The organism is Pseudomonas neuropathica, from assembly GCF_015461835.1.
In the GTDB taxonomy this organism is placed as follows: domain Bacteria; phylum Pseudomonadota; class Gammaproteobacteria; order Pseudomonadales; family Pseudomonadaceae; genus Aquipseudomonas; species Aquipseudomonas neuropathica.
Map to the genome: position 1 here is coordinate 433,318 of NZ_JACOPX010000001.1, position 23,867 is coordinate 457,184.

The 23,867-nt window shown below is 60.1% G+C and carries 22 protein-coding genes; 12 read left to right on the plus strand and 10 right to left on the minus strand.

Annotated features, from left to right (window positions below; genetic code table 11):
• The first annotated feature begins 160 nt into the window (after positions 1-160).
• A complete protein-coding gene (locus H8F23_RS01680) occupies positions 161-1,012 on the plus strand; it encodes a CAP domain-containing protein (RefSeq protein WP_194933190.1) in 852 nt (283 codons plus the stop codon).
• Between the two features lie 316 nt (positions 1,013-1,328).
• Here the strand turns inward: H8F23_RS01680 and H8F23_RS01685 are convergent, their stop codons facing one another.
• The 4 genes from H8F23_RS01685 to H8F23_RS01700 form a co-directional block, all read right to left on the minus strand.
• Positions 1,329-1,484, minus strand: coding sequence for a DUF2474 domain-containing protein (locus tag H8F23_RS01685; protein ID WP_194933191.1), 156 nt, complete (start codon positions 1,482-1,484; stop codon positions 1,329-1,331).
• On the minus strand, positions 1,471-2,487 hold the full coding sequence (gene cydB / locus H8F23_RS01690) for a cytochrome d ubiquinol oxidase subunit II (RefSeq protein ID WP_194933192.1): 1,017 nt from the start codon (positions 2,485-2,487) through the stop codon (positions 1,471-1,473). Before cydB ends, H8F23_RS01685 begins: the two co-directional genes overlap by 14 nt.
• Positions 2,488-2,490: 3 nt before the next feature.
• Positions 2,491-3,894 (minus strand): cytochrome ubiquinol oxidase subunit I, encoded by a 1,404-nt coding sequence (locus tag H8F23_RS01695; RefSeq protein WP_194933193.1) that lies wholly within the window; start codon positions 3,892-3,894, stop codon positions 2,491-2,493.
• 106 nt (positions 3,895-4,000) lie between these two features.
• On the minus strand, positions 4,001-6,325 hold the full coding sequence (locus H8F23_RS01700) for an FdhF/YdeP family oxidoreductase (RefSeq protein ID WP_194933194.1): 2,325 nt from the start codon (positions 6,323-6,325) through the stop codon (positions 4,001-4,003).
• Between the two features lie 354 nt (positions 6,326-6,679).
• Here H8F23_RS01700 and moaA point away from each other — a divergent pair, with 354 nt between their 5' ends.
• A complete protein-coding gene (gene moaA / locus H8F23_RS01705; protein WP_194933195.1) occupies positions 6,680-7,678 on the plus strand; it encodes a GTP 3',8-cyclase MoaA in 999 nt (332 codons plus the stop codon).
• A gap of 35 nt (positions 7,679-7,713) precedes the next feature.
• Complete coding sequence (locus tag H8F23_RS01710; protein WP_194933196.1) at positions 7,714-8,610, plus strand: bestrophin family protein; 897 nt, start codon at positions 7,714-7,716, stop codon at positions 8,608-8,610.
• Positions 8,611-8,928: 318 nt separating this feature from the next.
• On the opposite strand, the gene H8F23_RS01715 is transcribed toward H8F23_RS01710, so the two are convergent.
• Together H8F23_RS01715 and moaB are read right to left on the minus strand one after the other, a co-directional pair.
• A complete protein-coding gene (locus H8F23_RS01715; protein WP_194933253.1) occupies positions 8,929-10,134 on the minus strand; it encodes a molybdopterin molybdotransferase MoeA in 1,206 nt (401 codons plus the stop codon).
• Positions 10,131-10,670 carry a molybdenum cofactor biosynthesis protein B gene (gene moaB, locus H8F23_RS01720; protein ID WP_038365659.1) on the minus strand — a complete coding sequence of 180 codons (540 nt, stop codon included), beginning with the start codon at positions 10,668-10,670 and terminating at the stop codon, positions 10,131-10,133. Before moaB ends, H8F23_RS01715 begins: the two co-directional genes overlap by 4 nt.
• Positions 10,671-10,957: 287 nt before the next feature.
• Between moaB and H8F23_RS01725 the strand changes: the two genes are divergently transcribed.
• The 8 genes from H8F23_RS01725 (at position 10,958) to H8F23_RS01760 (ending at position 18,991) form a co-directional block, all read left to right on the plus strand.
• Positions 10,958-11,857 (plus strand): LysR family transcriptional regulator, encoded by a 900-nt coding sequence (locus tag H8F23_RS01725; RefSeq protein WP_194933197.1) that lies wholly within the window; start codon positions 10,958-10,960, stop codon positions 11,855-11,857.
• Positions 11,858-12,084: 227 nt separating this feature from the next.
• A complete protein-coding gene (gene fdhD / locus H8F23_RS01730) occupies positions 12,085-12,930 on the plus strand; it encodes a formate dehydrogenase accessory sulfurtransferase FdhD (RefSeq protein ID WP_194933198.1) in 846 nt (281 codons plus the stop codon).
• On the plus strand, positions 12,927-13,412 hold the full coding sequence (moaC, locus tag H8F23_RS01735; RefSeq protein WP_194933199.1) for a cyclic pyranopterin monophosphate synthase MoaC: 486 nt from the start codon (positions 12,927-12,929) through the stop codon (positions 13,410-13,412). Before fdhD ends, moaC begins: the two co-directional genes overlap by 4 nt.
• Positions 13,409-13,660, plus strand: coding sequence for a MoaD/ThiS family protein (locus tag H8F23_RS01740; protein WP_194933200.1), 252 nt, complete (start codon positions 13,409-13,411; stop codon positions 13,658-13,660). The genes moaC and H8F23_RS01740 overlap by 4 nt, the downstream gene beginning before the upstream one ends.
• A 3-nt stretch (positions 13,661-13,663) precedes the next feature.
• A complete protein-coding gene (moaE, locus tag H8F23_RS01745; protein ID WP_194933201.1) occupies positions 13,664-14,125 on the plus strand; it encodes a molybdopterin synthase catalytic subunit MoaE in 462 nt (153 codons plus the stop codon).
• A gap of 316 nt (positions 14,126-14,441) precedes the next feature.
• Positions 14,442-15,785 (plus strand): chromate efflux transporter, encoded by a 1,344-nt coding sequence (gene chrA, locus H8F23_RS01750; RefSeq protein WP_194933202.1) that lies wholly within the window; start codon positions 14,442-14,444, stop codon positions 15,783-15,785.
• Positions 15,786-16,194: 409 nt separating this feature from the next.
• Entirely contained in the window at positions 16,195-17,559 is a 1,365-nt protein-coding gene (locus H8F23_RS01755) for a glutamine synthetase family protein (protein WP_194933203.1), read from the plus strand.
• A 148-nt stretch (positions 17,560-17,707) separates the two neighbouring features.
• Entirely contained in the window at positions 17,708-18,991 is a 1,284-nt protein-coding gene (locus H8F23_RS01760) for an NAD(P)/FAD-dependent oxidoreductase (RefSeq protein WP_194933204.1), read from the plus strand.
• Between the two features lie 173 nt (positions 18,992-19,164).
• On the opposite strand, the gene H8F23_RS01765 is transcribed toward H8F23_RS01760, so the two are convergent.
• Together H8F23_RS01765 and H8F23_RS01770 are read right to left on the minus strand one after the other, a co-directional pair.
• Positions 19,165-19,950 (minus strand): DeoR/GlpR family DNA-binding transcription regulator, encoded by a 786-nt coding sequence (locus tag H8F23_RS01765; protein ID WP_194933205.1) that lies wholly within the window; start codon positions 19,948-19,950, stop codon positions 19,165-19,167.
• A 256-nt stretch (positions 19,951-20,206) separates the two neighbouring features.
• A complete protein-coding gene (locus H8F23_RS01770) occupies positions 20,207-21,100 on the minus strand; it encodes a LysR family transcriptional regulator (protein ID WP_194933206.1) in 894 nt (297 codons plus the stop codon).
• Between the two features lie 85 nt (positions 21,101-21,185).
• Here H8F23_RS01770 and H8F23_RS01775 point away from each other — a divergent pair, with 85 nt between their 5' ends.
• A complete protein-coding gene (locus H8F23_RS01775; RefSeq protein ID WP_194933207.1) occupies positions 21,186-21,962 on the plus strand; it encodes an NAD(P)H-dependent oxidoreductase in 777 nt (258 codons plus the stop codon).
• Positions 21,963-22,290: 328 nt separating this feature from the next.
• Here the strand turns inward: H8F23_RS01775 and H8F23_RS01780 are convergent, their stop codons facing one another.
• Positions 22,291-23,313, minus strand: a complete 1,023-nt coding sequence (locus H8F23_RS01780; RefSeq protein WP_194933208.1) for an AbrB family transcriptional regulator — start codon at positions 23,311-23,313, stop codon at positions 22,291-22,293.
• A 130-nt stretch (positions 23,314-23,443) separates the two neighbouring features.
• Positions 23,444-23,866 (minus strand): HD domain-containing protein, encoded by a 423-nt coding sequence (locus tag H8F23_RS01785; RefSeq protein ID WP_194933209.1) that lies wholly within the window; start codon positions 23,864-23,866, stop codon positions 23,444-23,446.
• Between the last annotated feature and the right edge of the window lies 1 nt (position 23,867).

Genomic DNA, 23,867 nt, shown 5'->3' on the forward strand with positions numbered 1-23,867 from the left:
ACGTCGGGGAGACACCCGGTTTCCGGGGTCTTCGGTGAGTGTAGACGGCAAACCCAGAGACAAAGTTGCGCAGAAAAACCGCTGAATGAAGAAAAAAGACATTGCACTCACAGGGTGCCTTTCGCGCATCATGGGCGCATTCAGCTCAAGGGAGATTTCCATGCGCTTCATGCCATTCGTTTTGCGTCTTGCCGCTTTATCCGTGGGCGTTATGTTTGCCATTCCGGCGCTGGCTGGCGATGAGTCGCAATTGATCGAGTCGATCAACAGCTACCGCAGCCAGCCGCAGCGTTGCGGGTCGCAGGCATCGAATGAACTGCCACCGCTGTCGGCTGATCCCCGGCTGAGATTACGCGCCACCGGCGCTGTCGATCTGCAACAAGCCATGGCCAGCGCCAGTTACCCGATGGTCAATGTGCAGGCGATCACCCTTAACGGCCCGCGCGATGCGGCGTCGGCGATGAAGGCGATTCAGGAAAGTTTCTGTCAGGTGGTGCTCGATCCACAGTTCGTCGATGTCGGTGTCAGCCGCGATGATCGTGACTGGCGCATCGTGTTGGCGCGGCCGCTGCTGTCGGCCAAGCTGGGGGATGCGCAAAGTGAGGGGCAGAAGTTGCTCAGTGAACTCAATGCCGCGCGCAGCCAGGCACGTCAGTGTGGCGGGCAGGCGTTCGCCGCTGCCGCACCGCTGGCCTGGAACGCGACGCTGGGCACGATCGCCCAGGATCACAGCCGCGACATGGCCAATAACAATTATTTTGACCACAAGGACCGCGACGGCCGCACCCCGGGCGATCGCGCGGAACTCGCCGGTTACAGCGGCCAACAGGTCGGCGAAAACATCGCCGCCGGCCAAGACACCGTGCACAAAGTCGTCGAAGGCTGGCTCGCCAGCCCCGGCCACTGCGCCAACCTGATGAACCCGCAATACCAGGAACTCGGCGCCGCCTACGCGACCGACCCGAAAAGCAGCGCCGGGATCTACTGGACCGCGATGTTTGGCGCGCAGTAAGCCGCTCTCAAGTTCATCACCCCCCCTGTGGGAGCGAGCTTGCTCGCGAAGAGGCCAGTAGATTCAACATCAATGTTGTCTGACCTGCCGCCTTCGCGAGCAAGCTCGCTCCCACAGGGATTGAGTTGATCAGTCGATCTTCGGCCGGACCGAGATCAAATGTGGGAGCGAGCCTGCTCGCGAAGAGGCCATTACATTCAACATCAATGTTGTCTGTCCTGACGACTTCGCGAGCAAGCTCGCTCCCACAATGTTCGGTGGTACATCCGAAATTCCTGACCATAAAAAACCGGAGCCAGGCTCCGGTTTTTTTGGGTCAGTGGGTTCTCATCCCCGCTGCGTACATCGCCAGTTTCAGCAGGCTCGCCACCACCGCCAGCGACACCACGCTGCCCAGCCAGATCAACAACAGCCAGCCCAGGCGCTTGTACCAGCCGCTGGATTTCACTTCACGCGAATCAATGGTAGCCATCGCCAATCCTCACTTTGCCGCGGAATACGTAGTAGCTCCAGAAGGTGTACATCAGGATCACCGGCAGGATGAACAGTGCGCCGATCAGCGCGAACAACTGGCTCGACGGCGGTGACGCGGCGGCCCAGATGCTCACCGACGGCGGGATGATGTTTGGCCAGATGCTCAGCGCCAGGCCGATGTAACCGAGCAGCATCAGCACCAGGGTGAACACGAACGGCCAGTGCGTATGCCGCTGACGCAATGTGCGCAACAGCCCGAACACCGCCAGCAACGCCAACACCACCAACCCGGCAAATACCTGCAGATGCCCGTGGGTCGACCAACGCGCTGCCAGCTCCGGATGCAGTTGCAGGGTCCACGCGCCGATCACCAGCACCATCGCCATCAACAGCAAGGCCAGCGGCCGGGTGAACAGGCGCATCCGCGATTCCAGCATGCCCTCGGTCTTGACCAGCAACCAAGTGCTGCCGAGCAACGCGTAGGCAATCACCAAGCCCACGCCACACACCAGCGGAAACGGCGCCAGCCAGTCCAGACCGCCGCCGGCAAACTGCCGATCGACCACCGGAATCCCGGACACATACGCGCCAATCACCACACCCTGGGAGAACGTCGCCAGCAGCGAGCCACCGATGAACGCCTTGTCCCACCAGTGACGCTTTTGCGGCGACGACTTGAAGCGAAACTCAAACGCCACGCCGCGAAAAATCAAACCGCACAGCATCAGAATCAGCGGCAGATACAACGCCTCGAGAATCACCCCGTACGCCAGCGGAAACGCGCCATACAACGCCGCCCCGCCAAGCACCAGCCACGTCTCATTGCCGTCCCACACCGGGGCGACGGTGTTCATCATCACATCGCGTTCCTGCTCGTCCGGGATCAGCGGAAACAGAATCCCCAAGCCCAGATCGAAGCCGTCCATGATCACGTACATCATCACCCCGAAGGCGATGATCACTCCCCAGATCAACGAGAGATCGATACCTTGAATACCCATGACTCAATGCTCCTTCATAGGGGCGATAGCCGCCGAAATCGGTCGACGCGGCGTCTGCAATTCATCGCCCGCAGGTGGATGTTCGTGGTGCGGCTGCGGGCCTTTTTTCACCAGTTTCATCATGTAGCCGATACCCACGCTAAACACGGTGAAATAGATCACCACGAACAGCGCCAATGACGTGCTCATCTGCGCCACCGAGTGATGCGACGCGGCGTCGTGGGTGCGCAGCAAGCCGTACACCACCCACGGCTGACGCCCGACTTCCGTGGTGACCCAACCGGCCAGCAGCGCAATCAAGCCGCTCGGCCCCATCACCAGCACCAGACGCTGGAAGCCGAGATGAGCGTAGAGCTTGCCGCCACGGCGCAGCGCCAACCCCAGCAAACCAACGAGGATCATCAACATCCCCAGCCCGGCCATGACGCGGAAGCTCCAGAAAATCACGGTCGAATTCGGCCGGTCTTCTTTCGGAAAGCTCTTCAGCGCCGGGATCTGCTTGTCGAGGCTGTGAGTGAGGATCAGGCTGCCGAGATAGGGAATCTCCAACGCATACTTGGTCTTCTCAGCCTGCATATCAGGGATGCCGAACAGCACCAGCGGCGTCGGCCCGTTGTCGGCGTTCTCCCAGTGGCCTTCGATGGCGGCGATTTTTGCCGGTTGATGTTCCAGCGTGTTCAAGCCATGGGCGTCACCGACCACTGCCTGGATCGGCGCAACGATCAACGCCATCCACAACGCCATGGAAAACATCTTGCGCACCGGCGCCGTGTTATTGCCGCGCAGCAAATGCCAGGCAGCCGACGCACCAACGAAGAACGACGTCGCTACAAACGCGGCAATCGCCATATGCGCCAGACGGAAGGGGAATGACGGGTTGAACACAATCGCCAGCCAGTCCAGAGGCATCACCCGCCCGTCAACGATTTCGAAGCCCTGCGGCGTCTGCATCCAGCTGTTGGACGCGAGAATCCAGAACGTCGAAATCAACGTACCGATCGCGACCATCACCGTGGCGAAGAAGTGCAAGCCACGGCCGACGCGGTTCCAGCCGAACAGCATCACCCCGAGGAAACCGGCCTCAAGGAAGAACGCGGTCAGCACTTCATAGGTCAGCAGCGGCCCGGTGATGCTCCCGGCAAAATCCGAGAAGCCGCTCCAGTTGGTGCCGAACTGGTACGCCATGACCAGCCCGGAGACTACGCCCATGCCAAAGTTGACCGCGAAAATCTTCGACCAGAAATGGTAGAGATCACGGTAGGTGTCATTGCGGGTTTTCAGCCACAGGCCTTCGAGTACCGCCAGGAAACTCGCCAAGCCAATGGTGATCGCCGGGAAAATAATGTGGAACGAAACCGTGAACGCGAATTGAATTCGCGCCAGGTCCAGTGCCTCCAGATTGAACATGATGATGTCCTCATCCAGGCTGAAAAGCGGCAGCACGAACCCGGGCCACCGCCAGACGCGAACGCCTGCAGCCAGTCAAATTGCCAATGTTTTTATGAGTCGCGGGTTACGCCACCGACGACGGGATCAGGTTGCTGACCTTCGCGGCTTCGAGACGAATCGCTACGAATTTGGAGGTCGGCGTGTACGTCCGATCGCCGTAGCTTTCCAGCGGTACCAGAGGGTTAGTCTCCGGGTAATACGCCGCCGCCTGCCCTGCCGGAATGTCGTAAGCGATCAGGGTAAAACCGCTGACCCGACGTTCACGTTCGTCATCCCACAGCGCCACCAGATCGACCTTCTGCCCCGGCTCGAACCCCAAGCGCTGGATGTCCTGTTCGTTGGCGAAGATCACGTCGCGCATGCCGTAAACTCCGCGATAACGGTCATCAAGGCCATACAGCGTGGTGTTGTACTGATCGTGGGAACGCATGGTTTGCAGAATCAGATGCGGCTTGACCGGCAAGTTGCGCACGCCTTCGCTGATCAAGTGCTCGGGCAGCACGCACGGGGTGAACTGCGCCTTGCCGCTGGCGGTGTTCCAGACCCGATCCGAGGCGTCGTTGCCGAGGTGGAAACCACCCGGAATCAGCAGTTTTTCATTGAAGTTCTCGAAGCCCGGAATCACGTCGGCAATCAGGTTGCGGATGCGCCCGTAGTCGCCCACCACCCACTCCCAATCAATCGGATGCTTGCCCAACGTCGCGGCGGCGATCCCGGCAATGATCGCCGGCTCGGATTTCAACTGCGCCGACTTCGGTTTCAACTGACCGAACGACAAATGCACCATGCTGAACGTGTCTTCGACGGTCACGCCTTGCGGGCCTTCAGCCTGGATGTCGATGTCGGTGCGCCCGAGGCACGGCAGGATCAGCGCATCGCGACCGGTCACCAGGTGGCTGCGGTTGAGCTTGGTCGCAATGTGCACGGTCAGCTCGAGTTTGCGCATCGCCGCGTGGGTGCGCGGGGTGTCCGGCGTGGCTTGGGCGAAGTTGCCGCCCAGACCGATAAACACTTTGGCTTCACCACGTTCCATGGCGCCAATCGCCATCACCGTGTTGTGCCCGTGCATGCGCGGCACGTCAAAGTTGAAGCGTTTTTCCAGCGCGTTCATCAAGTCTTTCGGCGCCAGTTCGTTGATGCCCATGGTTCGGTCGCCCTGCACGTTGCTGTGGCCACGAACCGGGGAAAGCCCGGCGCCCGGACGGCCAACGTTGCCGCGCAGCAGTTGCAGGTTGATGACTTCCTGCAAGGTCGCCACCGAGTGCACGTGTTGAGTCAGGCCCATCGCCCAGCACATGATCACGCTTTTGGCGCGGCCATACATGCGCGCGGCCAGTTCGATGTCATGCAGCGGCACGCCGGACTGCTCGACGATGTGCTCCCAGCTGGTTGCCTCGACTTCAGCCAGATAGCTGTCGAGCCCTGTGGTGTGCTCGGCAATGAACGCATGATCGAACACCGGTTCGCCGCCAGTCGCCTGCGCCTCACGCTCCCACTGCAGAAGGAATTTGACCATGCCGCGAATCATCGCCATGTCGCCGCCAAGGGACGGACGGAAGTACGCGGTATTGGTCGCTTCCCAGCCGTTGCTGAGCATTTCCAGCGGGTTTTGCGGGTTCTGGAAACGCTCCAGGCCACGCTCTTTCAACGGGTTGATGCAGACCACTTGGGCGCCGCGCTTCACCGCTTCACGCAACGGTTCGAGCATGCGCGGGTGGTTGGTGCCGGGGTTCTGGCCGATGACGAAAATCGCGTCAGCGTGATGCAGATCTTCGTAAACGACAGTGCCTTTGCCGACGCCGAGGGTCTCGATCATGCTCACCGCACTCGCTTCGTGGCACATGTTCGAACAGTCGGGAAAATTGTTGGTGCCGAACGCACGGACGAACAACTGATAGAGAAACGCCGCTTCGTTGCTCGCGCGGCCCGAGGTGTAGAACTCGGCTTCATGCGGCGATTTTAGGTTTTTCAGATGATCAGCGATCAGTGCGAACGCATCTTCCCAACTGATTTCCACATAGCGGTCGACCCGCGCGTCGTAGCGCATCGGGTGGGTCAGACGACCCTGATATTCCAGCCAGTAGTCGCTCTGTTCGGCCAGGCTCGACACCGTGTACTTGTTGAAGAACGCCGGGTCGACCAAACGCCCGGTCGCTTCCCAGTTCACCGCTTTCGCGCCGTTTTCGCAGAACTTCAACATGCTCGCGCCCGGCGCTTCACCCCAGGCACAACCCGGGCAGTCGAAGCCGCCGTTCTGGTTGGTCTTGAGCATGGCACGGATGTTTTTCAGGGCGTTTTCACTGCCCAGCCAGCTCTTGGTCAGGCTGATGACAGCGCCCCAACCGGCAGCGGCGCCTTTATAGGGTTTGTAACGGTCGACTTGTGACATGGGACTCTCCATGACGATGCAGACAGGCATGAACCTGATTCGGTTAAACAGCGACGGCCGACTTTCAAGTTTTAAAAGTGGTCGTTGGGTTTGTCGGGGCAAGGATATGAACCGTTACAAAACATTGTCTAATCGCTATTAATGACCGACTTATCGAAAGCATCTATCACGGATTAAAACCCTTTATTTACGGGGCCTTGCGAAACTAACGCAGCAACTTTTGGCGCAAAATAATTCATCATCGACGGCATCAATCAGCCGTTCATTAACAGTGATTGGACGGCAGTGAAAGTTGCCCATAACCTGCGCTGACCAAACCCCTTCTACAGTGGTTTTCATTCCTGCGAGGCTGTCATGTCAGAGCGTGTCTTGATCGATGGTTACAACCGCCGCGTCGACTATCTGCGCATGTCGGTGACCGACCGCTGCGACTTCCGCTGCGTCTATTGCATGGCAGAAGACATGCAGTTTCTGCCACGGCAAAAAATCCTCACGCTGGAAGAGATCTATCAACTGGCGCAAAGCTTTGTGGCGCTCGGCACACGCAAGATTCGCCTTACCGGTGGCGAGCCGCTGATCCGTCCGGGCGTGGTCAAGCTGTGCAAGCAGATCGCCGCCCTGCCCGGCCTGCGCGAGTTGTGCATGACCACCAACGGTTCACAGCTGGGCAAACTCGCCGCCCCGCTGTTCGACGCCGGGGTCAAGCGCCTGAACATCAGCCTCGACAGCCTCGACCCGCCGCGCTTCAAACAAATGACCCGCACCGGCGATCTGGCGCAGGTGATCAACGGCATCGATGCCGCGCGCAAGGCCGGTTTTACCCGCACTAAACTCAACGTGGTGGTGATGCAGGGCCGTAACGATGAGGAGATCAACGATCTGGTCAGTTTCGCCATTGATCGTCAGCTCGACGTCTCTTTCATCGAAGAGATGCCGCTGGGGATCATCAGTGAACACAGTCGCGCCGAGTCGTTTTTCTCCAGCGCCCAGGTGCGGGAAAAGATTGCCGAACGCTATACCCTGATCGACTCGGCCGAGTCGACGCAAGGCCCGTCGCGCTACTGGCGGCTGGCCGAGGCGCCGGAAATTCGCCTGGGCTTTATCTCGCCGCACAGCCACAACTTTTGTGGCACCTGCAACCGCGTACGGCTCACCGTCGAAGGGCGCCTGCTACTGTGTCTGGGTAACGAGCATTCGGTGGATCTGAAAGCGGTGCTGCGCGCCCACCCGGGGCAACCGCAGCGGCTGGAGAAAGCCATTATCGAGGCGATGAAGCTCAAGCCGTATCGACATAATTTCGAAGTGAACGACGATGTTCAGGTCGTGCGTTTCATGAACATGACGGGCGGCTAGAACGCCCCCTCCAAGGGTTATCGGAACCGCAAAACATGATCATCAGACCCAAGGTCAACCAGCTCGCCATTCTCTTCACCCTCAAGGGCTCGATCGCCAAGCGCATTGCCCTGCGCACGTTGATGGTCACCCTGCTCGCTTCGGCTATCGTGCTGGTGGAAATCCTCCATCCGAGCAACTTCACCAAGGTCAACGCCACGCCGTTTACCTTGCTCGGTTTGTCGCTGTCGATCTTCATGAATTTTCGCAACAACGCTTGCTATGACCGCTGGTATGAAGCGCGTAAAGCCTGGGGTGAAGTGATCGTGCACATTCGCTCGGTAATTCGCGAAACCCATGTGATTCGTGAGTCGGCTGAGCGTAAACCGTTGCTGCTCAATCTTTGTGGTTTTGCTCATGCGTTGAACGCGCGATTACGCAAGGAAAGCGAGGCCGATGCGAGCAGCCAATGGATCATGCCGAAACCTGATCCGCAGACGCCGGACTACAGTGGGCGCATTCTGCAAACGGTCGGCCAACAGTGTTCCGATCTGCATCAGAACGGTGAACTGACTGAGTGGCGCTACATGCTGCTGGCCAATCACCTGACCAGCCTGACCCAGGCGCAAGCGGTGTGCGAGCGGATCAAGACCACGCCGCTGCCGTTTCCTTACACGCTGCTGTTGCACCGGACGATTTATCTGTTCTGCATCCTGTTGCCGTTTGCCATGGCGGAACCACTGGGCTGGCTGACACCGCTGTTCACGGCGATTGTCAGCTACACGTTCTTTGGCCTGGATGCGATTGCCGATGAACTGGAAGACCCGTTCGGTCGCGACGAAAACGACCTGCCCACCGATGCACTGGTGCGCACCATCGAACGTGACATCCTCGCCGAGCTTGGCGCAGACGTACCGCCGGCGCTGAAGCCGGTGGACTATGTTCTGAGCTGACCCTTCTCTCCAAACACCCCGAAACCCTGTGGGAGCGAGCCTGCTCGCGAAGGGGCCCTATCAGCCACTATCGATGTTGACTGACACTTCGCATTCGCGAGCAAGCTCGCTCCCACAGGTTTTGCGTACACCGCGGATATTGTTGAGCACCACAAAACCACTGTAGGCCTTCGCCTGCTCGCGATGGCGCTGGCCCAGTCAACATCTTCGTCGACTGACCCTCCGTCATCGCGAGCAGGCTCACTCCTACAGGTTTTGCATTCACACCCGGATATTGATGAGCGCCATAAAGCTCGCTCCAGGGTTTTTGGGGTGAGGTCAGAAGAGTTCGTTGAAGGGGATGAAGCGCAGCGGGTCGCCGTGGGTGTGGGTGCTGTTCTCGGGGATTTCCACAAGGCCATCGGCCCAGGTCGCGCCGAGCAGGACGCCGGAGCTTTGATTCGGATAAAGCACCGCACGCCCCGCTTCCAGCTTCACCCGCAAGTATTCACGGCGGCCGCCAGCCTTGTGCCAGTCGAAACCTGCATTGACCGTAAAACTCAGCGGCATGACATCTTCCACACCCTGAATACGCAGCAAATACGGCCGCGCCAACAAGCCAAACGTCACCAGCGCCGAGGTCGGATTGCCCGGTAAACCTATCACCGGCACCGTACCAAAATGGCCCACGGTCAGCGGTTTGCCAGGCTTGATCGCCAGTTTCCACAACAGCGGTTTGCCGCTGTCGCGCAGCACTTGCCCGAGGCAGTCGGCATCACCGGCAGACACGCCGCCCGTGGTCAGAATCAGATCCGCGCTCACTTGCAGTTGCTCAAGCTTGAGCCGTGTCTGCGCCGGGCGATCCGGGAGGATGCCGGCGTCGATCACTTCGCAGCCCAGCTCCCGCAACCAGTGGCCGAGCAATACGCGGTTGCTGTTGTAGATACTGCCGGGGCGTAGCGGCTGACCCGGCTCGACCAGTTCATCACCGGTCGACAGCAGCGCCACGCGTGGGCGACGTACCACGTGCAGTTGCGCCAGCCCTTGCCCGGCGGCGACTGCCAGTTCGAATGGTCCAAGGCGTTTGCCGGCGCGCAGCAGGATGTCGCCGACGCGATTTTCCTGACCTTGCGCGCGGATGTTCTGCCCCGCCTTCAGCGGCTGCAAGAAGCGCACGCGGCCGTCCTCCAGCACTTCGACGTTCTCCTGCATTTCGACGCAGGTGGCGCCGGGCGGCAGCGGCGCGCCGGTAAAAATCCGTGCACAGGTGCCGGGCAGCAACGTGTCCGGCGCCAGCCCGGCGTAAACCTTCTGCGAGACCTTCAGCGGCTGTCGGTGCAGATCAGCGAGATTGAGCGCGTAACCGTCCATGGCGCTGTTCGGCCACGGCGGCAAGTCGAGTGTCGCCACCAGATCACTGGCCAGCACCCTCCCACGTGCATCGTCGAGCGCCAGCAGTTCGCTGTCGGCCAGACGTTGCTCATTGGCCATGCCGAGCAATTGGTCGAGGGCGTCCTCGACCGGCATCAGCGGTGCCTTGCTCATCCGCGTGGCCCACAGGCTTGCACGGCCTTCAGGTGCGGGACGAAGTTGCACGGGCGATGACGGTTGTCGAGCTGCTCAGCAAGAATGCCTTCCCACGCGGTGCGACAGGCGCCGGTCGAACCCGGCAGGCAGCACACCAGCGTGCCATTCGACAGCCCGGCCAGCGCACGGCTTTGCACGGTGGACGTGCCGATATCCAGAATCGAAATCGCCCGGAACAGCTCGCCAAAACCATCGATCTGTTTGTCGAACAAGCACGCCACCGCTTCCGGCGTGCTATCGCGACCGGTGAAACCAGTGCCGCCAGTGATCAGCACCACCTGAATGCCTTCGTCGGCAATCCAGTTCGCTACCTGAGCGCGGATCTTGTACAGATCGTCCTTGAGCAAGTTGCGCTCGCTCAACGTATGACCGGCCTCCAGCAAGCGACTGACCAGCAACTGGCCCGAGGTATCGCTGGCATAGTCGCGCGTATCGCTGACCGTCAGCACGGCAATATTGAGGGGGACAAACAGGGCATCCGCTTTGGCGCTCATGGGGCTCTCCGGCAGTAATTAATCAGATTGCCGAGCAGCCTAAGTGCCACTTATGAGTACTGTCTAATCACTCTGGCCAACCACATTATCGAGCGGCTCTATCAGCACCTTTGGCACTGAACAAAGCCAGTGAAACCGTGGGTGATAGAGCCGATCGATAGTCCCTTAAACACTTCCGATTGGACGGATAACCGTTCAAGTGAGATCGTCGCACCCTGCGCTTTTCGTGCGCCTTGCGCATCTGCGTCAATACTCAATCAAAAAATCCCCATCGAGCAGGTGCCATCGTGGACATCAAACAACTCAAGTTCCTGATCGCGCTGGACGAAACCCGCCACTTCGGCCAGGCCGCCGCACGCTGCCACATCACCCAACCGACGTTGTCGATGCGCCTGCGCAATCTCGAAGATGAGCTGGATCTGGTGCTGGTCAACCGTGGCCAGCGCTTCGAAGGTTTCACCCAGGCTGGCGAGCGTGTGCTGGCCTGGGCGCGCACCTTGCTCGCAGCGCATGACGGATTGTTCGCCGAAGCGGCGGCCTGTCGCGGGCAACTGGTGGGTAGTCTGCGTCTGGGTCTGGTGCCGCTGAGCAGCTTCAACCCGGTCAATTACATTCAGGGTTTGTCGGGGACGTATCCGGAGCTGAAATTCAGCCTGTCGTCGCTCAGTTCCGACGAGATCATCGCCGGGCTGGGCAATAACCAACTGGACTTGGGTGTGTGCTATCTGGACCACGTCAACCCGAGCTATTTCGAGTTTTTCGAGATCGGCGAAACCCGCGTCGGCCTGCTCTACGACAACCGCCATTTCCAGTTCGAAGGCTCGCAAATCAGCTGGGAAGACGCCGCCGAACTGCCGCTGGGGATGATCACCGCCGGCATGCATTACCGCAAATCCATCGACTTGAGCTTCCGCAGCCGTGGTCTCAGCCCGCAGCCGATCATGGAAAGCGATTCGACCTATCAGCTGTTGCAGGCGATTCACCAGGGCTTCTGCTGCGCGATCATGCCGCTGGACAGTGGGCTTGAGGAGCCGATCGAGCATCTGTCGTTCATGCAATTGCCGGATGCCAGTGTGCTGGCGCCGTTGGGACTGGTGATGCGCAAGACCGAGCCGCGCTCGGCGATTGCAGAGAAGTGTTTTGCCGAGGCGCGGAAGTTGTTTGGGGTTGAGGTTTCTGCCGAGTAAATGATGTTGAATGTCAGAGCGCCTTCGCGAGCAAGCTCGCTCCCACAGTTGAAATGCGTTTCCCTGTGGGAGCGAGCTTGCTCGCGAAGAGGCCCGACCAGACAGCAAATATTCTGGATCTAAAGGTGTTGATCGAGCAAAGCAATCACCACATCGGAACAAGCGATTGGACGCACTTTTAACACCCCCTTAGCCTGAACACTCTTCAGCGCCTCGGGACTTTCAAGATGCTCTGCCACGTCGAAACCCTCACAGAATCCACCAGCGAACCCAACGCCCCCGCACCGCAACCGGCGCAAGTGGCGTTTCGCGAATACCTGCCGAACGCCCCGCTTTCCCAAGCAGCTCTCGCCTCGGAAATCGCCCTCGCCATCAGCTACAACGGCCTCAGCCAGGCAGTGATGATGGTCTCGCCCGGCAACCTCGAAGACTTCATCCGTGGCTTCAGCCTGAGCAACGCGATCATCGACAGCGTCGACGAGATCTACGACATCCGCGTGACGCATTTCGATCAGGCCTGTCAGGCCGATGTGCAGATTTCCAGCCGGGCATTCTGGGCCTTGAAGGATCATCGCCGGCAAATGATCGGCACCAGCGGCTGCGGCATCTGCGGCGTCGAAGCGCTTGAGCAGGCGTTGCCGCAGCTGCAGACCCTGCAACCTTCGCCGTTACCGCCGGCCGAGCATTTCGACGGCATCCGCCAACGCATCGAACAGGCCCAGCAACTGGCGCGCAGCAGTGGCGCGCTGCACGCCGCGTTGTATTTCGACGGCGACGGCGAAGCGCTGCTGTGCCGTGAAGACATCGGTCGCCACAACGCCCTCGACAAGCTGATCGGCGCGATGCAATTCGCCGCCGTCGATGCCGCTGAAGGTTTTGTCGTGGTCACCAGCCGTTGCAGCCTCGAACTGATCCACAAAGCCGTGCGCGCACGCATCGGCACCCTCGTCAGCCTGTCCGCGCCTACCGCGTTGACCGTGCGCTGGGCACTCAAGCACCGGCTCAATCTGATCCATGTGCCGCACCGTAACGCCCCGCGAATCTACAGCCCGCTTCAGGAGTATTCCGTATGAGCCACACCCTCACCCACCTCGACGATCAGGGCCGCGCCAACATGGTCGACGTCAGCGACAAAGCTGCGACCCGCCGCGAAGCCACGGCGCAAGCCTGGGTGCAGATGCGCCCGGAAACCCTGCAAATGATCCAGGCCAACGGTCATCCGAAAGGTGACGTTTTCGCCGTGGCGCGGATTGCCGGGATACAAGCGGCCAAGCGCACTCACGAACTGATCCCGCTGTGCCATGCGCTGCTGCTCAGCTCGATTCACATCGAACTCAAGGCCTGCGAACCGGATCGCGTGCAGATCACCAGCAACTGCCGCCTCACCGGCCAGACCGGCGTCGAACTCGAAGCGTTGACCGCCGCCAGTGTCGCCGCGCTGACCATTTACGACATGTGCAAAGCGGTGGATCGGGCGATGATCATCGGCGACATCCGCCTGCTCAGCAAACAGGGCGGTCGCTCAGGCCACTTTCAATGGGAGGACGCGCAATGATCCTGATCAACTACTTCGCCAGCTACCGTGACCGGCTCAATCTGGGCGGTGAAAAAATTCCGCTGACTGACACGCTGGGCTGCGTGGAAGACGTGCGGCAAATGCTCATGGAGCGCGGCGAGCTGTGGCGTGAAGTGCTGGGCGCCGGCAACCTGATGTGCGCGGTGAATCAGGAGCTGTGTCAGCCGAGTCAGGTGATTGAGGATTTCGATGAAATCGCGTTTTTCCCGCCAGTGACCGGAGGTTGATCGATGGCTATTCGTGTCCAGCACAAAAGCTTCGATGTCGGCCAGTTGACGGCTGATCTGCACGCGCGCAATCCACGGGTGGGCGCGGTGGTGAATTTCATTGGTTATGTACGTGATCTGAATGTTGGTCAGAGCGTGAATGAATTGTTTCTGGAACACTATCCAGGCATGACCGAAAAAGCCCTCGAACAGATTGCCGAGGAGGCCCGCCAGCGCTGGCCGCTGTTGGGGGTGGAGATTGTGCATCGGGTCGGCGCGTTGCCGGTGTGCGAGCCGATCGTGTTTGTCGGGGTCAGCAGCAAGCATCGGCATATGGCGTTCGAGGCCTGCGCGTTCATCATGGATGTGCTCAAGACCCGCGTGCCGTTCTGGAAGCGCGAGACTACGCCTGAGGGTTCTCGCTGGGTCGAGGGCCGTGAGAGCGATCGGGATGCGGCGTTGCGCTGGAGTCTGGCGCATGCCTGAAAAGCAAAAGCCCCTCACCCTAACCCTCTCCCAGAGGGAGAGGGGACTGATTGGGGGATATTGCAGAAGTACGCCGACGTGAAGGAATTGTGGTGAATCCATAATCGATGGAATCTGTCAGATCGATGGACGATGCCAGACGCCTGCGTCAGCCCCTGCCACTGAAGACCCAATCCATAATCGACTCGATCTTCCAGGTCGATGGATAACACCAGACACCTCGGTCGGCCCCCTCTCCCTCTGGGAGAGGGCTGGGGTGAGGGTTAAAAGTCTGATTAGATAGCCACTCCGCCAGGATTCAACTCCGGAGTCTCGCTTGAGCACAGCGCCGAACAACCTGCCCCGCCCCGATCCCGTCACCCTGCGCCAGGCCTGGCGCTTCTGGCTGAAACTCGGCTGCATCGGTTTCGGCGGCCCGGCCGGGCAGATCGCGATCATGCATCAAGAACTGGTCGAGCGTCGGCGCTGGATCTCCGAAAAACGGTTCCTGCACGCACTCAACTACTGCATGTTGCTGCCCGGCCCCGAGGCTCAGCAATTGGCGACGTACATCGGCTGGCTGCTGCATCGCACCTGGGGCGGTGTCATCGCCGGTGCGTTGTTTGTGCTGCCGTCGTTGTTCATTCTGATTGGCTTGTCGTGGCTGTACGTCGCTTTCGGTGACGTGCCAGCGGTGGCTGGAGTGTTTTACGGGATCAAACCGGCAATCACCGCGATAGTGCTGCACGCCGCGCATCGCATCGGCTCGCGCGCCCTGAAGAATGCCTGGCTATGGGCGATTGCCGGGGCGTCGTTCGTGGCGATTTTCGCCTTCAATCTGCCCTTCCCCTTGATCGTCCTTGGGGCCGCGCTGATCGGCTATCTGGGCGGACGATTCGCGCCGCAACGGTTCAGCAACGGCGGCGCGCGCAACAGCGAGAAATCCTTCGGCCCGGCGTTGATCGATGACGATACGCCGGCGCCTGAACACGCCCGTTTCAAAAAGGCGAAGCTGTTGCGCCTGGCGTTGATCGGTGCGGTGCTCTGGTGTTTACCGATGGCGTTATTGACGGCGTTGTTCGGCTGGGACGGCACGTTCACGCAAATGGCCTGGTTCTTCACCAAAGCCGCGCTGCTCACGTTTGGCGGCGCCTACGCGGTGCTGCCTTACGTCTATCAGGGCGCCGTCGGGCATTACGGCTGGTTGACGCCGACGCAGATGATCGACGGCCTCGCCCTCGGTGAAACCACGCCGGGCCCGCTGATCATGGTGGTGGCGTTTGTCGGTTTCGTCGGTGCCTATGTGCAACCGTCGTTCGGCCCCGAGCATGCGTTTGCCGCCGGGGCGCTGGCGGCAACGCTTGTGACCTGGTTCACCTTTCTGCCCTCGTTTCTGTTCATCCTCGCCGGCGGGCCGTTGGTGGAATCGACGCACAACGAACTGAAATTCACCGCACCGCTGACGGCGATCACCGCTGCCGTGGTCGGGGTGATTCTGAACCTGGCGTGTTTTTTCGCCTACCACGTGTTCTGGCCGAACGGTTTTGCCGGGGCGCTGGATCTGTTTTCGCTGATGCTGGCGGTTGCGGCAGCATTGGCTTTGTTCGTTTTCAAACGCGGCGTGATCAGTGTGTTGATCGTTTGCGCCCTCGCCGGGCTGGGCTTTGAGCTGATGCGCTGAAGCGGGGCCTGTGAATCTCCCGTTTACAGGTCCGCGAATTCCCCCTTACTATCCGGGCACACCGGTCGGCGGGTCAGCCCGCCACCGACGTTTTCCGCCAACGGAAACACGCGTTATGAGTACGTCACCACAACAACGAAAATCGTTGAACGTCTCTACCCTGCGCGCCCTCTCCCACAGGGGCGGCGTATGAATCGTATCGTCAATCTCCCCATGGCCCTGCGCCGTTCCAAGCTGCGTCACTCCGCACGCCCGCCGGATATCGCCCGGTCTGTCTGATCGCGTCCGTTAAAGAACCCGCGACAGTCCCCTACCCCTTGATATCCCTGCCAGGACAGCCACGCCTATTGCCGCGTCGTGTCCGGCCCGAATCTGCGCGCCTGTGCGGCGCCATCGTGAGTGATTGATTATGAAATTCGCAGCCATCGAAGACGCACGCCTGTTCCTTGACCAGAACCCCGATATCGACATGATCGAGTTGTTCATTCTCGACGCCAACGGCGTGCCACGCGGCAAGCTGTTGCACCGCGAAGAACTGCTCGCCGTGTACCAAAGCGGTCGACCGCTACCAAGCACCATCCTCGGTCTGACCGTGCAAGGTGAAGACGTCGAAAACTCCGGTCTGGTCTGGGACGTCGGCGATATCGACTGCCGCGCCTATCCGCTTGAGGGCAGTCTGGTGCGCCTGCCATGGCGGCAGATTCCGACCGCCGCCGTGCAGGTCAGCATGCACCCGACCGAGGGCATGCCGGCGAGTATCGCCGACCCTCGACACTTGCTGATCAAGGTCATCGACGGGCTCAAGGCCGAGGGTTATCACCCGGTGATGGCGTGTGAACTGGAGTTTTATCTGCTCGACGCCAAACGCGATCACAACGGCCGTCCGCAACCGGCCCTGGACGCTGACGGCGGTCGACCGCGACATACGCAGGTGTATGGTTTGCGCGAGCTGGAGCAAATCGAACCGTTCCTCGCCGACCTCTACAGCGCCTGCAAACTGCACGGCATTCCGGCGCGCACGGCGATCTCCGAATACGCGCCGGGTCAGGTGGAAATCACCCTCGAACACGGCGACGCGCTGGAGGCGATGGATCAGGCCGTGCGCTACAAACGTCTGGTCAAAGCCATCGCCCATAAGCACGGCATGCAGGCAACGTTCATGGCCAAGCCGTTCGATGATCTGGCGGGTACAGGCATGCACATGCACGTGAGCCTGGCCGATAGCGAGGGACGTAACCTCTTTGCCTCGGAAGACCCGGCCGGCACCCCGCTGCTGCGCACGGCGATTGGCGGCATGCTCGCCTCGCTACTCGACTCGTTGTTGCTGTTCTGCCCGAACGCCAACTCGTACCGACGCTTTCAGGCCAACAGCTACGCGCCGCTGGCGCCGACCTGGGGCGTCGACAACCGCACCGTCAGCCTGCGCGTACCCGGTGGCCCGGCCAATACCCGGCACATCGAACACCGCATCTGCGGCGCCGATGCCAACCCGTATCTGGCGGCAGCGGCGATCCTTGCCGGGATTCATCGCGGCATTCGTGAAGACCTTGATCCGGGTGCGCCGGTTGAAGGCAATGGTTATGCGCAGGCGAAGGAATTGTTGCCAACCGATTGGCTGACGTCGCTGCAGGCGCTGGAGAATTCGGTGTGGGCGCGGGATGCCTTGGGGCAGGAATTTCTCGGGGTGTATCTGGCGGTGAAACGTGCCGAATACCGGCAGTTCATGGCCGAGGTGGGTGAGCAGGATTGGCGCTGGTATCTCACCGAGGCCTGAAGATTCACCACTATCCCTTGTAGGAGTGAGCCTGCTCGCGATTAGGCCATGTCAGTCAAATCATCTTTGAATGACCCACCGCTATCGCGAGCAGGCTCACTCCTACAGGGGACCGCGTACAACTCCCGAATTCTGTGTGGAAACTAAAATGACCGAACGCTGCAATTCCTACTACACCGCCACCCTTAACCAAGACACCGACTACCCGACCCTGCAAGGCCGGCACAAGGTCGATGTGGTGATCATCGGCGGCGGCTTCACTGGCGTCGCCACTGCCGTCGAACTCGCTGAAAAAGGCCTGAAAGTCGCCATCGTCGAAAGCCACAAGATCGGCTGGGGCGCCACCGGCCGCAATGGCGGCCAAGTCACCGGCAGCCTTTCCGGCGACGGTGCGATGCGCAAACAGATGCGCGCGAAACTCGGCGATGAGGTCGATGATTTCATCTGGCACCTGCGCTGGCGCGGGCACGAAATCATCCAGCAACGCGTCGAGAAATACGGCATTCAATGCGATCTCAAACACGGCCACTTGCACGCCGCGTACAAGCCCAGCCACATGACCGACTTGCGCAAGGATTATGAAGAAGCCGTGCGCCGCGGACTGGGCGATGAGGTCAGCCTGCTCGACCGCAGCCAGGTGCGTGATCTGCTGCAAAGCGACCTCTACCACGGCGCAATCAAGAATACGCGCAACATGCATCTGCACCCGCTCAACCTGTGCATCGGTGAGGCGCGGGCGGCGGAAAGTCTTGGCGCGCTGATCTTCGAAAACAGCGAAGTGCTGGAGATCATTCACGGCGCTACGCCCGGTGTGCGCACGGCTCACGGGCAGATCGATGCCAATCAGGTGATGCTCGCCGGCGACGTCTACCACAAACTCGAACCGGGGCAGCTCAAGGGCAAGATTTTCCCGGCCATGGGCGGCATCGTCACCACCGCGCCACTGGGCGATCTGGCAAAACAGATCAACCCCGAAGACCTCGCGGTGTACGACTGCCGTTTCGTCCTCGACTACTACCGCCTCACCGCCGACGGCCGCCTGTTGTTCGGTGGCGGTGCCAACTACAGCGGCAAGGATTCACGGGACATCGCCGCCGAACTGCGCCCGTGCATCGAGCAAACCTTCCCGGCGCTCAAAGGCGTGCAGATCGATTACCAGTGGAGCTGCGCGATGGGCATCGTCATCAACCGCATTCCGCAACTGGGCAAGCTCTCGGACAACGTCTGGTATTGCCAGGGCTACTCGGGGCACGGCATCGCGACGACGCACATCATGGGTGAAATCATGAGCCGGGCGATCACCGGGCAGATGGAGCAGTTCGATACGTTTGCCCAGTGCCAGCACATTCGTGTGCCGATGGGGGATTTACTCGGTAATCCGTTGTTGGCGGCGGGGATGTGGTATTACCAGATGCTTGAGCGACTTCGCTGACACACCCTCCAGTTGTAGGAGCTGCCGAAGGCTGCGATCTTTTGATCTTGTTTTTAAGAATCAAAATCAAAAGATCGCAGCCTTCGGCAGCTCCTACAGGTTATCGATTCACCGAAGATCCATTGTGGGAGCGAGCTTGCTCGCGAAGGGGCCATCAAAACCACCGCAAAAGCTCAATCCGGCAACTGCTCGACCACAATCCCCAACCGCCGATAATCCTCGACACTCCCCGACGCCACATGCCGCTCGGTAATCAGCGTATGCAGGCGCGTACACGGCGCCACCACAAACGGCTCCACCGCCCCCAACTTGTCCGCCGTGGTCACCGCAATCACCCGCGCCGCGCCCTCCAGCATCGCCTGCTTCACCGGCACCTCGTCGAAATGCAGCGAGGTAATCCCTACCTCCGGATGAATCGCACACACCCCGGTAATCGCCAGATCCGCCTTGATCCCGGCCAGCAACCGCAGCGCCTCATGCCCTCCTGCCGCCATCGTTCGCGGGTTCAACTGGCCGCCAGCGAGAATCACTTTCACACCCTTGAAATCCGAGAGCGCAATCGCCGTCATCGGTGAAGCCGTCACCGCCGTGATGCTGATATCGGCACGCAGCGACCGCGCCACCTGCAACGTGGTCGAACCGGAATCGAACAGCACAATCTGCCCGTCCTCAATCTCCTGCGCCGCTCTTTGCGCCAAACGAATCTTGACCTCATCCGTCTCGTCCAGCCGCGTGAAGTAATCCTTGCCGGAGTCCTTCGGACGCGGCAACGCGCCGCCGTGGACACGCTGCACCAGCCCGGCATTGTCCAGTTCGGCGAGGTCGCGGCGGATGGTGTCTTCTGACACCGCAAAGTGCTGGCTCAATTCGGAGGCCATGACCTTGCCGTCACGCTCAAGGAGCAAAAGGATTTTCTGCCGGCGCAGGGATGGCAGTTCAACCGCGGAATGATCGTGCATGGTTATGCCTGTTTATGCTTGTAGTTGCAGGTTTTTGCGAGCTTAGCCAAAGCCCTGAGCAAACACAAACCGGCGGGGTATCAATCGTTTCGATCATTGGAATCGACAAGGCGAATTTTTTCTTTGCTTTCAACCTGTTCAGAATGGCCGCACTTCTAAAAGGCTCAGGATGAACACCTCATGAATCTCAATTTTGCGTTTGCGTGCATGATCGTCGTGTCGTTTGCGATTGCCCTAGGCCACGCCTGACAGCGCCTCAGACCGACGCCAGCAATTGCTCGCGTAACCATTTGTGCGCCGGATCGCGATGCGAACGCTCGCCCCAGAACATCGCCATCTCGTAGCCGGGCACTTCCAGCGGCGCGTCGACCACTTGCAAGGCCGGATTGCCGCGCACCAGGCGTGACGGCAGCATCGCCACCAGATCGGTGCTGGCCAACACCGACATCGCCATCAGAAAATGCGGCACCGATAACACCACTTTTCTCATCAGCCCGACATCGGCCAGCGCCCGGTCGGTCACCCCGAAAAAGCCCCCGCCCTCGCGCGACACCATCACATGCTCCAGCGCGCAGAATTGTTTGCGAGTGGGTGCAGACTTTAATCCCGGATGCCCGACTCGACCGGCCAGCACATAACGCTCGGTGAACAGTGGTCGGCGATGCAGTTCCGGCGGCGCGTCTTCGCTGATGTGCAGCGCCAGATCGAACACGCCCTGCTCAGCCTGTTTGACCAAATGCGCCGGCGTCAGATCGATCACCGCCAGCCGCGTGCCCGGCGCCTGTTCGCGCAAGCCGCCCAGCGCCGGCAACACCACCGTCGACTCGCCGTAATCGGTCGCGGCGATTTTCCAGGTGTGCGTCGCCAGCGCCGGGTCGAACGCGCTGGCCGGCGCCACCGCCCTCTCCAACGCCTCCAGCGCCTCGCGCAACGGTTCGCGCAGTTCGTCGGCGCGCGCCGTCGGGCGCATGCCGCGCGGTCCAGGCAACAACAGCGGATCGCCAAAGATGTCGCGCAACTTGGCCAGATGCACACTCACCGAAGGCTGCGACAGGTTCAGCCGCTGCGCCGCGCGGGTGACGTTGTGCTCCGCCAGCAACACATCAAGGGTCAGCAGCAGATTGATATCCAGGCGTCTCAAATTATTCATGGCTATACCAGACATATCAGACATTCATTTCCAATATACCGGTTGAACGCCGATCCTGCAGTCACTCAGCTAACGGAGCTTCAACATGAACGTCTTACTCGTCTACGCACACCCGGAACCGACTTCCCTCAATGGCTCGCTGCGCGACTTCAGCGTCCAGCGCCTGCAAGCCGCCGGCCACACCGTGCAGGTCTCCGACCTCTACGCAATGAACTGGAAAGCCACCCTCGACGCCGACGACGCCCCGCAGCGCGATGCGACGAAACCGTTCCATGCCTCCCTCGACTCGAAAATCGCCTACGCCGAAGGCACCCAGGCTGCCGACATCGCCCGTGAGCAGGAGAAACTGTTGTGGGCGGATGCGCTGATCCTGCAGTTTCCGCTGTGGTGGTTCACCATGCCCGCCATTCTCAAAGGCTGGGTCGATCGGGTATACGCCTACGGTTTTGCCTATGGCGTCGGTGAACACTCCGACAGTCGTTGGGGCGAGCGTTATGGCGAAGGGAAGATGAAAGGTAAACGGGCGATGTTGATGGTCACCACTGGTGGCTGGGAATCGCACTATGCGCCGCGTGGGATTAACGGGCCGATGGATGATTTGCTGTTTCCGATTCAACACGGGATTTTGTACTACCCCGGTTTTGAAGTGGTGCCACCGTTTGTGGTGTATCGGACTAGCCGGATGGATGCGGCGCGGTATGCCGAGACTTGCGATCAGCTGGGGCGGCGGCTGGATGAGTTGTGGAGTGCGCGGCCGATTGGGTTTCGGCAGCAGAATGCCGGCGAATACGAAATTCCTGCTTTGACCTTGAAGAGCGATATTGCGCCGGATAGCGAAGGCTTCCACGCACACATCCGCTAGCGCCGCATTGCCCTCACCCCAGCCCTCTCCCGGAGGGAGAGGGAGCCGACCGTGTTGGATGTTCGAGCTACACCGACCTGATATCTCGAGTTGAACTCAGCTTTTGAAAGCCACCGAGATCGGCTCCCTTCCCCCTCGACCACCTGGGAGAGAGGGGACTGACCGAGTTGTTTTTTCGAGCTACGCCGACCTGATATCTCGAGTTGAACTCAACTTTTGAAAGGCACCGAGATCGACTCCCTTCCCCCTCGCCCCCTTTGGGGGAGAGGGCTGGGGTGAGGGGGATGGATCTAACTGACACACCGCAACACATTGGCATCAGCTCGAGTCATGTTTCCTCCCGCACTCGCCGCACCTGCACCAACAACGCCGGGGCAAAATGCAGCAACACCATCCGGCTCAAATGATGAGTCAGAATAAACACCACATTCAGTCCGCCACCAAACGCGACAATCGCAATCGTCTCAATTGCCCCCGGCATATACGCCAGCCACAGCGACAGCGGATCACTGCCCAACCAGCGCGCCGCGACTTCAGCAAATACTGCGGCAACCACAATCATCAAACCGACCGAAACCAACGCCGTGCGCCCATGACGTCCCAGCTCCGCGACGCCAAGCCCCTGAAACCTTGAGCCGATCCGCACGCCGAGAATCAGCGCTGCCAGATTCAAACTCCAGTCCGGCATGTGAAAACCGTGCAGCCATCCCGATTTCACAAACACGGCAGTGATGATGATCGCGGTGAGCATGAACGGCGCCGGTACGCCGATCACCAGCAGCAAGCGTCCGAGCAGTACGCTCAGCGCGATTACCGAAAACGCAGTCAGCGCCATGCCTGTCGTTAAAGGATCACTATCGGCAACCGCCACCGCAGCCGCCTGGCCGGGAATCAGGAAACTCACCAGCACCGTGATGAGCAGCAAGCGCATCAAGTGCACGATGATGACCTTACTCGATGCCTTTTCTGACTCCAATAAATCGAACACCGCCGCCAGTGCACCGGGATAAACCGCTAACAGCGCATCGGTACGATTCCAGCCTGCGCCGCGCGTCAGCCACCATCCGGCGAGTCCGATTTGCACCGTCAGGCAAATCAGCAACACTCCGAGGCTCGGCAACATCGTCGAGGCCGTCTCGCTGTCCCACGCCTCGAACATCAGCCCGGTGGCGATGCCCAGCGTGACCTGGATGTAGCCCAGTCCATAAGGTGTTGCCGGCGCGATGCCGGTTTTACTGGCGAACAATGCGGTAACGACAATCGAGCCCAACAACAAACCGTGGGGCACGCCTTCGAACTGCAACAGCGCGCCGAAACCAGCGGCAATAAACAAACAGAGAATGGATTTCATAGTCGCCTTCCTGGCTATTTACCTGACACACCACAACCCGTGTAGGAGCTGCCGAAGGCTGCGATCTTTTGACTTTGTTTTTTGAAAGGATCGCAGCCTTCGGCAGCTCCTACAGGGGATGTATTCGTTTTCAGCCGCGCAACCGTCCAATCGCCCGGCGATATTTCTCGATCCTCTCCAGATCCTCCCAACTCGGCGAAGCAATCCGCGACAGGTCGCTGTTCTCTTCCAGATCCGCCAGCTTCACTACCCGACCTATCGGATTCTGTGCGGCGCGGTCGACGAAGTCTTCATAGGATTCGCCCGATACTTTGGTCACGGATTCGATAGCGCTCAAAACTTCCTCGCTGAAACCTTCCTTGCGCAAATCATCAAGGCTGATGCCACAATCCTCAACCACATCGTGCAGCACGGCGACGATGCGTTCTTCCAGCGTGCTCATGCGTAACATGACTTTCAGCGGGTGCAGAATGTACGGCGCACCGCCCTTGTCGACCTGCCCGGCGTGGGCCGTGGCGGCGATGGCGATAGCGCGTTCGAGTGTCTGGGTCATG

Coding starts and splice junctions, on each gene's coding strand:
- H8F23_RS01755 (WP_194933203.1), top strand. CDS start 16,195: ATGAAATTCGCAGCCATCGAAGACGCACGCCTGTTCCTTGACCAGAAC.
- H8F23_RS01770 (WP_194933206.1), bottom strand. CDS start 21,100: ATGAATAATTTGAGACGCCTGGATATCAATCTGCTGCTGACCCTTGAT.
- fdhD (WP_194933198.1), top strand. CDS start 12,085: ATGCTCTGCCACGTCGAAACCCTCACAGAATCCACCAGCGAACCCAAC.
- H8F23_RS01695 (WP_194933193.1), bottom strand. CDS start 3,894: ATGTTCAATCTGGAGGCACTGGACCTGGCGCGAATTCAATTCGCGTTC.
- H8F23_RS01685 (WP_194933191.1), bottom strand. CDS start 1,484: ATGGCTACCATTGATTCGCGTGAAGTGAAATCCAGCGGCTGGTACAAG.
- H8F23_RS01775 (WP_194933207.1), top strand. CDS start 21,186: ATGAACGTCTTACTCGTCTACGCACACCCGGAACCGACTTCCCTCAAT.
- H8F23_RS01785 (WP_194933209.1), bottom strand. CDS start 23,866: ATGACCCAGACACTCGAACGCGCTATCGCCATCGCCGCCACGGCCCAC.
- H8F23_RS01780 (WP_194933208.1), bottom strand. CDS start 23,313: ATGAAATCCATTCTCTGTTTGTTTATTGCCGCTGGTTTCGGCGCGCTG.
- H8F23_RS01760 (WP_194933204.1), top strand. CDS start 17,708: ATGACCGAACGCTGCAATTCCTACTACACCGCCACCCTTAACCAAGAC.
- moaA (WP_194933195.1), top strand. CDS start 6,680: ATGTCAGAGCGTGTCTTGATCGATGGTTACAACCGCCGCGTCGACTAT.
- H8F23_RS01710 (WP_194933196.1), top strand. CDS start 7,714: ATGATCATCAGACCCAAGGTCAACCAGCTCGCCATTCTCTTCACCCTC.
- moaC (WP_194933199.1), top strand. CDS start 12,927: ATGAGCCACACCCTCACCCACCTCGACGATCAGGGCCGCGCCAACATG.
- H8F23_RS01715 (WP_194933253.1), bottom strand. CDS start 10,134: ATGAGCAAGGCACCGCTGATGCCGGTCGAGGACGCCCTCGACCAATTG.
- H8F23_RS01680 (WP_194933190.1), top strand. CDS start 161: ATGCGCTTCATGCCATTCGTTTTGCGTCTTGCCGCTTTATCCGTGGGC.
- moaE (WP_194933201.1), top strand. CDS start 13,664: ATGGCTATTCGTGTCCAGCACAAAAGCTTCGATGTCGGCCAGTTGACG.
- moaB (WP_038365659.1), bottom strand. CDS start 10,670: ATGAGCGCCAAAGCGGATGCCCTGTTTGTCCCCCTCAATATTGCCGTG.
- H8F23_RS01700 (WP_194933194.1), bottom strand. CDS start 6,325: ATGTCACAAGTCGACCGTTACAAACCCTATAAAGGCGCCGCTGCCGGT.
- H8F23_RS01765 (WP_194933205.1), bottom strand. CDS start 19,950: ATGCACGATCATTCCGCGGTTGAACTGCCATCCCTGCGCCGGCAGAAA.
- cydB (WP_194933192.1), bottom strand. CDS start 2,487: ATGGGTATTCAAGGTATCGATCTCTCGTTGATCTGGGGAGTGATCATC.
- H8F23_RS01740 (WP_194933200.1), top strand. CDS start 13,409: ATGATCCTGATCAACTACTTCGCCAGCTACCGTGACCGGCTCAATCTG.